Annotated in this window: 8 protein-coding genes and 2 pseudogenes; 2 read left to right on the top strand and 8 right to left on the bottom strand. The window is 63.3% G+C overall.

Annotated features, from left to right (window positions below; all coding sequences use genetic code 11):
• Nucleotides 1–184: hypothetical protein (locus BAC01S_RS35410; RefSeq protein ID WP_218001801.1), on the bottom strand; the 184-nt coding region annotated here is incomplete at its 3' end.
• 177 nt (nucleotides 185–361) lie between these two features.
• Between BAC01S_RS35410 and BAC01S_RS34940 the strand changes: the two genes are divergently transcribed.
• Nucleotides 362–538 carry a hypothetical protein gene (locus tag BAC01S_RS34940; protein ID WP_156954573.1) on the top strand — a complete coding sequence of 59 codons (177 nt, stop codon included), beginning with the start codon at nucleotides 362–364 and terminating at the stop codon, nucleotides 536–538.
• A gap of 368 nt (nucleotides 539–906) precedes the next feature.
• The gene (locus BAC01S_RS28795) at nucleotides 907–3,591 is read left to right on the top strand and encodes an autotransporter family protein (protein WP_052408871.1); all 2,685 of its coding nucleotides are present in this window, start codon (nucleotides 907–909) and stop codon (nucleotides 3,589–3,591) included.
• A 74-nt stretch (nucleotides 3,592–3,665) separates the two neighbouring features.
• Here BAC01S_RS28795 and BAC01S_RS28790 read toward each other — a convergent pair whose 3' ends face one another.
• The 7 genes and pseudogenes from BAC01S_RS28790 to BAC01S_RS35980 form a co-directional block, all read right to left on the bottom strand.
• Nucleotides 3,666–5,453 carry a tetratricopeptide repeat protein gene (locus tag BAC01S_RS28790; protein ID WP_027797856.1) on the bottom strand — a complete coding sequence of 596 codons (1,788 nt, stop codon included), beginning with the start codon at nucleotides 5,451–5,453 and terminating at the stop codon, nucleotides 3,666–3,668.
• A gap of 3 nt (nucleotides 5,454–5,456) precedes the next feature.
• Complete coding sequence (locus BAC01S_RS28785) at nucleotides 5,457–6,584, bottom strand: DUF2827 domain-containing protein (RefSeq protein ID WP_027797855.1); 1,128 nt, start codon at nucleotides 6,582–6,584, stop codon at nucleotides 5,457–5,459.
• 96 nt (nucleotides 6,585–6,680) lie between these two features.
• Complete coding sequence (locus BAC01S_RS33045; protein ID WP_052408870.1) at nucleotides 6,681–7,229, bottom strand: hypothetical protein; 549 nt, start codon at nucleotides 7,227–7,229, stop codon at nucleotides 6,681–6,683.
• Nucleotides 7,230–7,252: 23 nt separating this feature from the next.
• Nucleotides 7,253–8,401 carry a DUF2827 domain-containing protein gene (locus BAC01S_RS28775; RefSeq protein WP_027797854.1) on the bottom strand — a complete coding sequence of 383 codons (1,149 nt, stop codon included), beginning with the start codon at nucleotides 8,399–8,401 and terminating at the stop codon, nucleotides 7,253–7,255.
• Nucleotides 8,398–9,558 carry a DUF2827 domain-containing protein gene (locus BAC01S_RS33040; RefSeq protein ID WP_043204066.1) on the bottom strand — a complete coding sequence of 387 codons (1,161 nt, stop codon included), beginning with the start codon at nucleotides 9,556–9,558 and terminating at the stop codon, nucleotides 8,398–8,400. The genes BAC01S_RS28775 and BAC01S_RS33040 overlap by 4 nt, the downstream gene beginning before the upstream one ends.
• Before the next feature lie 61 nt (nucleotides 9,559–9,619).
• Nucleotides 9,620–10,501: pseudogene (locus BAC01S_RS35985) on the bottom strand (YadA family autotransporter adhesin); the annotation flags it as partial.
• 123 nt (nucleotides 10,502–10,624) lie between these two features.
• Nucleotides 10,625–12,937 (bottom strand): annotated as a pseudogene (locus tag BAC01S_RS35980) (beta strand repeat-containing protein); the annotation flags it as partial.
• Nucleotides 12,938–12,971 lie beyond the last annotated feature (34 nt).

The following is a 12,971-nucleotide window of genomic DNA, read 5'->3' as shown; positions in this document are numbered from 1 at the left end:
CACGCCCGAACTCACCAGCAAAGGAAGAGCCATGATCTTCCACTTCCCGAAACGCATGCCATTCTCCTTCAATATTTTGTACAACTAATAAAGAAAAGCGTGAAATAACCCCAATCGGGCGTTGACCTGGGCCGCGCCAGACGGCGTCGCCCATCTCCCCGTAACGCCCTGTCGAATAGCGCATCCACCATCCTGCCGATGGGAGATCGCGTGCGCAGCCTGAATCGCCCCGCTGCGCATGTCACACGATGCAAGTTTCAATTGCGAGATTATGGTATGCCATACTAGTCAGGGTGACGAGTTGGCGATACTATGGAATACCATGATATTGACATCTTGCCCGCGAGCCGGCGGCGGGAAGATGGAAGTCCTGCACCTGCAAACGGGCAAGATCGCGCGCTCGGAGCCTGCTGCCGATCGCGAGATCGAACACCGCGAGTTCACGAACGTTTGCCGACATCTGAAGCCTCGTTCGACTCGCCCGGATCTCGCGACAAGCGCGAAGGGAGATTCAGTGTGCGCCACCGAAGGCAAGTGAGGGTCGCCTCTGCGCAAAGAGGTTGCATGTCCGTCCGCCGTGGATAAAACTGAGGAAAGCAATACCCTCCGGGAGTCGACGTCATGGCATCTTGCAGAGGATTGGTTAGGATACCTTTACGCCAAGGTGCCACCGGAACACGACAGAAAAATATTCCGCTTGTGCCAGGCTTACTGGTTGCCCTTGCGGCGAGCGGCGGCATTTCATCGGCGTGGGCGGCCAATTGCCCGTCAAATGGGGGCGAATTCACGAACGGCGGCGCTGCTTGTTCGATTCCTCCCGGAACTTCCGCTGCCCGCATCACCGCTACCGGTAGTGGCGCGATCCAGGCAAACGGTGTCGCAATCTCTGTCCCGTATGGCGTTGCCGTGACGGCACAGGGCGGCGGGTCGGTACTCTTCGGTGTCGATCCGGATGCCGGTCCATCAACGCTTTCAGAGCAATACGCGGGGTCCGGTGGCATCACCGGCCTGCTGGCCAACGGCACAAACAGCCAGATTGTCGCCAGCGGGCTCGTGATCAAGCTGCCCGCAAGCGGCATTACCGTCGCGCTCGCCGAGAACGGCGGCCAGATCACGCTGAATGATGGCGCGTCAATTGCCATGGCTTCCGGTGGCGGCAGCCAGGGGCTGGTCGCAAGCGGCGCGGGCAGCACGATCACGGCGGACGGCGTGACGCTGGAGGGCCAGACCGGCGGCGGCGACCGCGGCGTGCATAGCACCGGAGGCGCCGCCATCGATATGGCGAACAGCACCGTCACCCTCACGTCGCAGGGCGGCGGTGTGACCGGCGTGCTTGCCGATAGCGCCAGCTCGTTCAGTGCGAACGATACGGCGATCAGTGTCTCCGGAGGAGGAAATATCGTCGGAGTCAACGCGGCCGGCGGTAGCAACGTGACGCTAAGCGGCGGTTCGGTGACGGTGAACGGAGCAACCGGTTCGAGTGCGCTGATCGCGCAGGGCACGGGCACGACGCTCAGCACGAGCGGCACTACGATCACCGCCAATGCGCAGCAGTCGGCGGCGGGAACGGTACAGAACGGCGGTACGCTCGCCATTGATGGCGGCTCGGTGCAGGCAAATGGCAGTGGAAGCGTCGCGTTTCTGGTCAATGGTGCGGCGGGCATCGCGAATACGCTCACGTTGAACGGAACGACAGCCAGTTCGACCGCGGGCTCATTCAGCGTGCAGAGCGCCGTGGCAAACATCACGCTCAACGGCTCGACCGCCACCGACAACGACGGGTCGCTGCTCGCAACGCAAGGATCGTCGGCGACGACATTTGACGCAGGAGCCTCACTGCTGAGCGGCGCCATCACCACCGGCGCCGGCGGCACGGCGGCTGTCACGCTGCACGACGGCACCGACTGGACGATGACCGGCAATTCCAATATGACGAATCTGGCGAACAGCGACAGCATCATCCGCTTCACCGCGCCGACTGGCGACCCAACCCAGCTTGCGAGCTACAAGACGCTCATCACCGGCAACTACGTCGGCGCAGCGGGGACGATCGAACTCAATACCTATCTCGGAACCGACGGCTCGCCGTCGGACAGGTTGATCGTCGACGGCGGCACCGCGTCCGGCACGACAGGCCTCGTGATCCACAACACCACGGGAGAAGGTGCGAGCACAACCAGCAACGGGATTCTGGTCGTGCAGACAGCGAACGGCGGCGCGACCGCACCGACCGCGTTCGCGCTGGCCGGCGAGGCGCGTGCCGGCGCATTCGACTACGGATTGTTCCGCGGCGGCATCAACGGTAGTAGTCCGGACGACTGGTTCCTGCGTTCCGACTTCGTTGTTAGCGGCATAAAACCTGTCGTACCGTTACAGCCTGCCCCGCCGGGGTTTGAAGTGACCGAGCCCGCCATTCCCACGCAGCCCGCGCCGCCTGGCGGGAGCGTGACCCCCGCCGTTCCCAACCAGCCTGTACCGCCCGGAAGTGTCGTGCCCGAGCCGGGCGAGCCATCCCCTTCTCCAGGTGCGTCCGTCGATGCGGAGTCGCCGGAGCTTAGCGTGGATCCGCCTCCCGCCGTGTTGCCGCCCGGCACCTGGCCCATCATCGGCCCGGAACTTGCAACCGATAGCGTGGTGCAGCCGATTGCGAGGCAGATGGGCCTGGCCATGCTCGGCACGCTGCACGAGCGCATCGGCGATACGTTTGCCGATCCCAGCGCAGGTGCGGACGGCTGGACCCAATCGTCGTGGGGCCGCTTCTTCGGGCAACAGATCGACAACCGTTATCGGGCATTTGTCGACCCGCAGACGAGCGGCCAAATGCTCGGCATGCAGGCGGGCCTCGATATCTGGCGCGGCAGTCTTGTTCCCGGCCAACGCGATGCGGCCGGGGCCTATTTCGCGTATGCGAACAGTTCACTGAACGTCAATGGACTCGTGACCGACCTGGATCTCGACTCATACGTTCAGGTCCAGACCGGCAAGATCGATCTCGACGCGTACTCCGGCGGCCTTTACTGGACGCACTACGGCCCGAACGGATGGTATGTCGATGCGGTCCTGCAGGGCACCCACTACGACGGCAATGCGACGACAGAAACCGCGCGATTGCCGATCAGCGGCTATGGCTTTGTGTCCTCGCTGGAAGCCGGCTATCCGGTTCCGTTGCCGCTGGGTCCGCGATTCGTGCTCGAACCGCAGATGCAGATAATCTGGCAGCACGTCAGCTTCAGCGAAGCAAACGATGGGCTGGGCCCCGTCGATCTCGGCTCTACCTCGGGTACGACCGGGCGGCTGGGCGTGCGCGGACGCTGGTCGATCGACGGGACAAACGGCGAGGTGTGGGAGCCGTATGCGCGGGTGAACTTCTGGCACGACTGGGGCGGAACCGCTACCACGATGTTTGGTGCCGATTCGATCCCGCTGCTGGAACAGGCAAGCCGGCTTGAGTTCGCGGGCGGCGTGACCACCCGGATCGACAAGCGGCTTGACGCTTATCTTCAGGCTGGCTATCAATTCGCCGTTGGCGATACTGCGGGGGGGCGGCGGCAAGGGGTGCAAGGAGACGTTGGGGTCAGGTACACGTGGTAACGCCGGCCAACAGCTTCGGATGAGGGACGGACGCCCGCGGAACATGCACGACACCCTCGCAGACGAGCCGGGTTTCACGGCGTCAGCGCCAGAAGATCGGCCCGCACGCGCTCCAGCACCGGCCCCCACTCCGCATAGTTCTGCTGACGATAGAGCGTCAACGTGGGATACCACGGGCTGTCGCCGCGTTCGAGCATCCAGACCCAATGCGGATTGACGTCGAGCAGCAGCCAGGTCCGCTTGCCCAGCGCACCCGAGAGGTGCGCCACGCTCGTGCAAACCGTAATCACCAGATCGAGGTGGGAGATCAGCGCGACGGTCTCGTCGAACGATGCCAGCTCCGGCGTACGATCCACCACGGACAATCCCTGCGCGGCCATCGCCTCGGCCTCTTCCCTGCCATCGATCTGCAGACTGTAGAACTCGACGTTATGCAAGCCGCTCAATGCCTGCGCATACAAGGCAGGCGGAACCGCGCGAAGCGAATTGCGCTGATGCCCGCGGCTGCCGCTCCACACGAGCCCCACCTTGAGCCGGCCATCTTGCGGCAGCGTCGCACGCCACCGCGCCACGCTGGCGGGATCGGGTTCGACGTAGCGTTGCGGCGCCGCCAGGGTTTCGGCTCGCACACCCAGCATTAACGGCAGGCTGCCAACCGGCAAGTGATAGTCGAAGGGCGGAAGGTTGGCCGCGCTGTGCGCCACTATCGGCACGCCATATGGCTTGACGCTGCGTTCGAACAGCGGCAACAGCGCTGCAAAGCAGCAGTAAACGAGCGTGCCGCCCGCTTCGCGGACCTGCTCCGCGATCCGCGGCACGAAGCGCACGAACTGCAAGGCGTCGCCCAGGCCCTGCTCGTCCCAGACGAACAAAGTCTTGCCGGCGAGATCTTCGCCATGCCAGCGCATCTCCTCACGGAAATGCGGCACGCCGGCCAGTTCCGGCGAGCCGCGCCAGCGCGCCTCGTGATTCACGAGGCCGTTTTCATAGTCGCCGCGCAGCAATTGCAGCATGGCGAGTGACCACTGGATTTTCGGATCGACAGGCGCTGCGCGTGCGGCCCGCATCACGGCATCGAGCGCTTCGTCGAAGCGCCGCAGCTCTTTCAGCGCGTTACTCAAGGCCAGCAAGGCCAGCGTATAGCCCGGCGACAATGCGCAGGCCCGCTCCGCCGCGATCAACGCGTTACCGGGCATGCATAGCTTGCACCAGATATTCGCCGCATTGGTCCAGGCGAGCGCATTCCCCGGGTCGAGACGAATGGCCTCGTCGCAAATGCGCAAGGCGGTGTCGTAATCGCCGATCGAGCTATGCAATGCCGAGAGGTTGTTGCACAACATCGGATACCGCGCGTCGAGTGCCATCGCGCGATGGTAGGCCTCCATCGCCTCGGCAAACGCATCGTTGTGCTGATGACTAAGCCCGAGCGAGAACCAGGCCTTTGCCGAATCCGGTTGCGCGTTGCACCAACGCCGGGCCACCTGGGTCGCCTGAGCGTAGCGCTGCATTTGCTGCAGCAGATCGTGCCATTCGTCGAACCACTCCGTCGCCTCGGGCGCACGGCCATGTGCCGCCTCGTACCATGCCTGCGCACGCTCCCGCTGCCCTTCGTGGCATGCGAGCCGCGCCATCTCGATCAGACTCGGCGCATAGTCGGGCGCCCGCGCAAGCGAACGCTCCAGCGTTTCGGCGGCAAGCTGAAACCGTCCGCGCAGCCGCATCAGAAAGGCATACGCCGTCAATGCGCCGGCATCGCAGGGGGCGATTGCCAGCCACGCATCGATTTCGCGCGATGCGTGGATCAGATCGCCCGCCAGGAGGCGCTGCTGGATACGCGAGAACGGTGTTTCGGGCGCGGTCATTGTCTAACGGAGCGGTCTCGCCCTCAAATCGTCGAGCAGCGCGGTATAAGTGGCAACCAGTTGCCGGTTGTCCGGCAGATAACGGGCGATCTCCGTGCGTTGGCGTTCGCGATACCACGAGGCATGCGCGTCGTGCGTGTCGATGGCTTCGATCAAGCGGCGCGCGCCCTCTTCCGCGTCGTTATCGCGGTAGTAGTAACCGAGGTCCGAACACAGGTGCGCGTTGTGCACCAACGCGTAACCCTGCCAGCACACTTCCAGATAAAAATAGTTGAGCGGATTTTCGAGCTGATGCGAAACGACGATATCGGTATTTTCGGCCAGAAAGACCGGCGTTTCGTGGCGCCCGAGGAACACAGCCTTGTGCGCGCGCACGATGTCGAGCTGGTTCATCAGCGTGATGAACTCGAGGCTGTCACGCGCGATCTGGTCGGCGTTCGTCACCTGCAGCATGGCGATGCTGTCGGGCCGCCGGCGATACGCCAGCTCCGCAATGAGCGCCGGATACAGGCAGAACTTCACGACATTGATGTTCGGCTCCATCACGCTCAGGCGCTTCGGGCCTTTTCCCGGCCGATATTTTCCGGCATCCGGCAGGTCTTTCGCACGCTCGTCGAGAAACTGCGGACTCCAGATAAACGGCACGACCCGCCCCGTCTGCCGGCGCAATACCTCGAAGTAGGAGCGGCTGATATTCGCCACCTGCGGAATGATCCAGATAGCGTCATAGCGCTGGTTGACGAACAGATTCTCGCCCCACATCGGTTTGCGGAACAGTACCGACTCCATCGCATGAACATATTCGAAGCCGCAGCAATAGGACACGATCCGCACGCCGCGCTGCTTGAGATACTCGGTCTGCGCCGCGTCGATCTGGCCGCCCAGCTCGATCAATACGTCAATGCCATCCTTGGCCGCTTCAAAGGACTGCGTAGGATAGCGCGCCCTGTCCCAGGGCAAGGCCGGCGTAATCGGCACCTGCGTCGTATTGACCAGCACGGCGCTGGCCACCTGCGGACAGTTCCGCAGAGCTTCCGCAAGGAAAACGGCATTTTGCTTGATGCCGTTGTTCCACAGCGTTTCAGCCTCGTGATGCAGGCCGATCGTGATGCCGATCCGCAACCCGTTCATGGTCGAATGATTTCCGTGGCGTTCATTTTCGTTGCAATGCGGTCGCGAAGATCGCGAGTCGGCATCAGGGCCCGGTGTGACAGACCGGCTCGTTGCTCAACCGCCTCGCCCCGGAGTCCCCGCCGAAAACTTCACATAGCGGCGGATCACGAGGCAGCCCACCTGCTCATCGATGAGCGACACCGACGAGCCCGGATCCCTGGCGTCCGTGTAAACCGTCATATGGGGCAACAGCCTGGTCGCCCGATAGCCTGCCAGCTCTTTCTTCGCCACGACCTGGCAACCCAGAGGCGCGACCGAAATGCGCTCGGCCGAGACCGAGCACGAACCGTCTGCCTCGGGCACGCCCGTTATCGACATCGCTGCGTTGCCGTTGGGAAATTCCAGCCCGACCAGCGAGAACACCGTACTGTTCCCCGCACGAGTACGGTCCCAGTCGAACAGCACGTCGTTATTGCTGGCTCCCTGGACACCGAGCGTCGACAATGCCGTCAGGGCCGGCAAACAATTGCGAACGCCAACCGAAGTCGCCGCAACGACCAGCGAATTACGCGGTCCGGCCTGCCCTTGCGGCACCAGCACCCCTTGCGCGAATGCTTCGGCGCTCAGCAGCAAGGCACCCGCCAGCACGAGCATGTAGAGCATTCGGATCGTTATACGAAATGAATTCATGAATACAGCGCTGCAATGGCATCCGTATAAATTCGCACATTGGCCTCGCTCACAGGATCGAGCTGCGCGAGGAACGCATGTGCGCTTCGCCGGTACGCGTCGAGATCGGCATCGTGTTTCGCATAGGCCCGCTGCAAGGCGCGACCGCCTTCCTCGCAATCGAAGCCGTCGTAGCGGTACCCGCAATCGCCAAGCAGATGCGAATTATGGATGAGCGGATAACCGCCATACAGCGCCTCGTAATACACGTAGTTCTGCGCGTTTTCCCAATGATGCGCGACCACCACGTCGACATCGGCCGCCACGACCCTGCAGAACGGAAAGCGCCCTTCGAACGAAGTCAGGCCATGCTTCACGATATCGAGGCTGCGGGCAAAACCGCTGAAACCCGTGTGTTCCTTCATATGGAACGTGTTGTAGGCCCATACGCGTTCGAGCAGGTCCGGATTGGCGCGGTGCGCGGCCTCGCAGGTCAGAAGCGGAACGAAGCTCGTCTTCACCATGCAGATGTTCGGCTCGAAAATGCCCGCCCGCCAGCGCCTGCGCCCGGGGCGGTAGCCGAAGCGAACGCCCTCCGGCAGCTTTGCGGCTTCGCGCTCCAGCACGAACGGGCTCCACAAATGCGGCATCACGCGCACCGGCGTACGGAACGTGCTCCGGAAATACGGCACACAGGTCTTCTCGTATTCCGCCAGCGTCCATACTTCGTGATAGGGCGCGCCCGTAATCAGCAGGCCGTTCGGCTTGTCGAACACCATGCGCTCGATATCGATCACATAGTCGTTGCCAACCCGCATCGACACGATCTTGCCGCCGCGCTCGCGAAACGCCACGACCCACTCGCGCGCAAGCTGGGCGCTCATTTCGATCATGACGTCCAGTGTCGCCGCGGCCTCGTTCATGTCGATGAGCGGCACCGGCGAATCGGCGAGAAAGTGCTTCGCGTCGGCGGGTTCGCCGTCGCCGCCGCCCGCCACCAGATAAGTCGTTTCGACCAGCGGCGAACGCATGAGCAGCATTACCAGGAAAATGCAGTTCTGATAGATCCCGTTTTCCCAAATGGACTGCTCGCCCTTGCGCACGAATATCGAAACGCCCACGCGTAGCTTGCGCGCCGTGGACGGCGAATGTAGCTCGACACTCATGACGTGCTCACGGCATGGCCGGTGAATCTCGCGTCGCGGCACAGCTGCAACAATCGCGACGCGTACTCGTCGAGATTGTGCTGTCCGAACGGATCGACGGCGGCGAACACTCGCCTCGCACGCGAACGGTAGTCACCGAGGCCGCTCTCATGCTCCGCCGCCGCGCGCAGCAGTTGCGCCGCGCCCTGTCGCGCATCGAAGTCGGAGTAGTAATAGCCCGCACCCCTTAGCCACGGGGAATTGTGGATCAGAGGGTAATCGCCGTACAGCGCATCCATATAGCTGTAGTTCTGGTCGTTCTGCCATTGATGCGAGACGACGGCGTCGGCGTATTGCATCATGAAGCCGACGATATCGTGCCGCCCATGAAACGTCGCCTTGTGCTGACGAACCAGATCCAGCGAATTGGCAAAATAGAGCATGGTGGCGTGATCTTTGAGGTGCAACGTGTTGAGCACGTGCATCCTCGCTATCGCGGCCGGATCGGCACGGTACGCCTCGTCGCAGACCAGCATCGGGATGCTCGAGGTTTTCGCAACGGAAATATTCGGTTCGAAGATCGCCACGCGCAGGCCGCGAGGTACGCCGGCCTCGCCCGGCGTACGAGGGCGGTAGCCATACGGAACCCCCAGCACCGCTTCCACCTCCCGCGCGCGCTGCTCGACGAATTGCGGATGCCACAAATATGGAACCACGTGCACCGGGCAGCGATGCAGCACCCGCTGAAAGCTCGCGAAATCCCGATACTCGGGCAGCACCCAAATCTCATCGCAGCGGTCGGGACGCGAAAAATGCGTAGGCTTGCCGAATATCGCCGGCTCGGCGAGCCCGGCAAACGGTTGGCCGCAGCAGTAGAACACCACCTTCTTCCCGCGCGCGCGCATCAGGTCGAGCCACTGAATGTCGAGCGCGCCGCCCATCTCGACAATGACGTCGACTTCGTTCGTTGCCTCTGCAGTCCTCATGATCCGCAGGTCCAGCGAATTCATGTTGACCTGAGGCGGCATGACGCCTTGATCGCCAACGTCGATCAGCGCGACCGACGCCACGAACGGCAGCCGCTGAAACAGGCCGGCAAGAAAAACGATGTTCTGTCCGAGGCCGTTTTCCCAGATATTCTGGCCCTCGTGGGTCACGACAGAAATTCCGATATGCATGCTTTCTTCACCAGTCGATCAAACGGCTACCCGCATCGCGGCTATGCCGCCGCAGCGCGCGTTACCACGAGTAGCCCACGCCAGCATTAACCAGTACATGGTTGCCGCCGCTGGTGGTGCTGGCCCCCATCTTCACGATCGTGTTCTCGGTGATCCGGGCACTACCGCCAATGGCCAGCGCGGTGTATCCCCCGTAGTTGCCGACGCCGGCGCCGAGCTGGAACGACTTGCCCTGCTCCACCTGCGGCAGCGCGGCCAGCGCGCCCGCCATGGCGACGCCCGAGTAGGCGGTCTGCGCAACCTGGTTGATAGTTTGCTGAACGCTTTGCAATTGCGCAACGTTTACCGCATCGGTCGGGTTCACGCCCGGCGCGACGTTCGAGATGGTTCTCTCGTTGCCCGGCGAGCCGACCGAAACCGTATTGGCCTCGCTGGCGACCGAACCTGCTCCGATCGCCACGGAGTTCGTGGCCGACACCACCGCATTCGCACCGATCGCCGTGGAGTTCACGCCGCCCGCCTGTGCCGCCGAGCCGATTGCGACGCCGTAGTTGCCGCTTGCGCTCGACGCTCCGCCTATCGCCACCGCCTCGGTGCCCGTGGCACTTGCCGCGCCTGCCGTCGAATTCACCGCCACGTACTTCGAGCTCGTCGAGCTTCCCGAGCCCGTCGTTCCAGTTGCTCCGGATACCTGAACAGTGATGGCGCCGATCTCCGATTCGAGGGCGTACAACTGGCTGCCGTTGATGGCCGCGGTGCTGGTTGCCGTCACCGCGCCCGCGGCGACGTTGGTCAGCGCCACCTCGGTGGCCGCGCCGACACCGCCAAGCGTGACGCTCGTGTGCGCCGCGTTGTCGTACTGGACCGCGTTGCCGGCCACCGAGGCAACGGCATTCAACTGGCTGACGTTCACCGCATCCGTTGCCGCGGTGCCGGCGGCGACGCCGGTCAACTGGCGGTTGCCGTCGGTGCCGGCGAAATTGACCGTCGTTCCGCCCGTGCTGGCGCCGACCGTGATCGCGCCGTTGCCGGGCGCCCCGCCCACCTGCTGCACGAGGCCGACTGTGCCGTTGGCGATTCCTGTCGACAGTGCGGTTACGTTGCTCGCGGTCGTGTTCAGGCCGGTGGACAGCGAAGCAACATTGGTGTTGGTCGTATTCAGACTCGTCGACAGGGAGGCGACGTTGCTGTTGGTGGTGGTCAGTCCCGTGGAAAGCGAGGCGACATTGCTGTTGGTCGTGCTCAGGCCTGTCGACAGCGAAGCGATGCCGGAAACCGTCGACGTGGACAGTGAGGTCAGTTGTCCGAAGTTGACCGCATCGGTCGGATTTGCGCCGGCGGCGACGTTGGTGAGTGTCACGGGGGTGGTCGAGCCGACGCCGCCCAGTGTCACGCTCGTGTGCGCCGCATTGTCGTATTGCACCGAGTTGGCCACGCCCGTCGACAGCGAGGTCATGCCGGTCGATACCGACGTCGACAGGCTGGTTACGTTCGCGTTGGTGGTGCTCAGGCCGGTTGAGAGCGAGCTTGCCGTTGTTGATGTGGACGTGGACAGCGAGCTGAGGCTTGTCGAGGTTGAGGTGGACAGGCTGCTTACGGCGCTGCCCGTGGTGCTCAGGCCGGTCGAGAGCGAGCTGAGGCCGGTCGAGGCCGACGTGGACAGGCTGCTTACCTTGCTATTGGTCGTGCTCAGGCCGGTCGACAATGAGCCTAGTCCGGTCGAAGCCGACGTGGACAAGCTGCTCACCGCGCTATTCGTCGTGCTCAGACCGGTTGAGAGCGAACTTGCCGTCGTGGACGTGGACGTGGACAACGAGCTGAGGCCCGTGGACACTGAGGTCGATAGGCTACTTACCGTACTGTTCGTCGTGCTCAGGCCGGTTGACAGCGAGCTGGCCGTCGTCGACGTGGACGTGGACAACGAGCTCATACCCGTCGACAGCGAGCTCGCCGTCGTCGACGCCGAAGTGGACAGCGAAGAAATGGCGCCCGACGCAGACGAAACCGTACTGGACAGGGACGTCACCGTGCTATTGGTTGTAGAGAGCCCCGTGGACAGCGACGACACGCCTGTCGACAGCGAGCCGATTCCGGTCGAAGCCGATGTCGACAAACTGGCGATGCCCGACAAAGTCGTGCTGGCGACGGTGTAGAGCTGGCTGCCGTTGACCGCATCGGTGCTGGTCGCGCTAACGAGGCCGGCTGCTACGTTCTGAATCCTGCGCTCATTGCCAGGCGTACCGACGCTGACGACACCCGCCGCCGAGCTGGTTCCGGCATAGGTGCCGAATGTAGTACCGCTAATAGTAGTACTACTGACCATTCCAGTGCCGCCAGTTGCCGGGTTGGCGGTTCCGGTCGTTGCCGCAGCCGATCCGAGTGCAACGGAGCCGGCCACGTTGGCCGTCGAGCCCGCGCCGAGTGCCATGGCACCGGTCGCGCTGGCACTGGCGTTCTGGCCCATGGCAACGGCACCGTTGCCGCCAACGGCGGCGCCATCGCCAACCGCCACGCTGCCATTGCCGGATGCCGACGCATTGGTGCCGGCGGCAAGCGCGTTGACGCCGGTCGCACCGTCATCGTTGTAGTTGCCTTGCTGCGTACCGTTGTCGTTGACACTGAAATAGTGCGTCTTTGCCGCGGTAATCGCAGTCGACGTCGAGGTCGACAGCGAGGCGATTCCCGTCGAAGCCGAAGTCGACAGGCTGACCACCGAACTGTTCGTCGTGCTCAGACCGGTCGACAGCGAGCCGAGGCCCGTGGACAGCGAGCCAATGCCGGCCGATGTCGAGCTCGACAGGCTACTCACCGTGCTTCTGGTCGTGCTCAGGCCCGTTGAAAGCGAGCTGGCCGTCGTCGAGGTCGAAGTCGAAAGCGAGCTCAGCCCCGTCGACAACGAACTAATGCCCGTCGATGCCGAGCTCGACAGACTGCCCACCGTGCTGATGGTCGTGCTCAAGCCTGTCGACAACGAGCTGATGCCGGTCGATGCCGACGTCGACAGGCTGCCAAGGCTCGACAAGGTTGTGCTGGCAACCGAATAAAGCTGGCTGCCGTTGACCGCGTCGGTGCTGGACGCGCTAACGAGGCCTGCCGCGACGTTCTGAATCCGGCGCTCGTTGCCCGGCGAGCCCACGCTAACGACGCCAGCGGCCGAACTGGTACCGGCATAGCTGCCAACCGTGGTGCCACCAATGGTGCTGCTGCCGACCGTGCCGGTGCCGCCCGTTGCCGTGTTCGCGGTGCCGGTCGTCGTGGCGCCGGATCCCAGCGCGATCGATCCCGTCACGCTCGCGACGGCACCATTGCCAATCGCCACGGCATTGCTCGCCGACGACGTTGCCGCATAGCCGATGGCGGCCGAATTACTGCCGCTCGCGGTTGCCTTGGTGCCGACCGAAGTGGTGTACGTG

The organism is Paraburkholderia acidipaludis NBRC 101816, from assembly GCF_000684975.1.
Lineage (GTDB): Bacteria > Pseudomonadota > Gammaproteobacteria > Burkholderiales > Burkholderiaceae > Paraburkholderia > Paraburkholderia acidipaludis.
The sequence above is the reverse complement of the archived record's forward strand: the minus strand, read 5'-3'. Positions and strand labels throughout refer to the sequence as shown.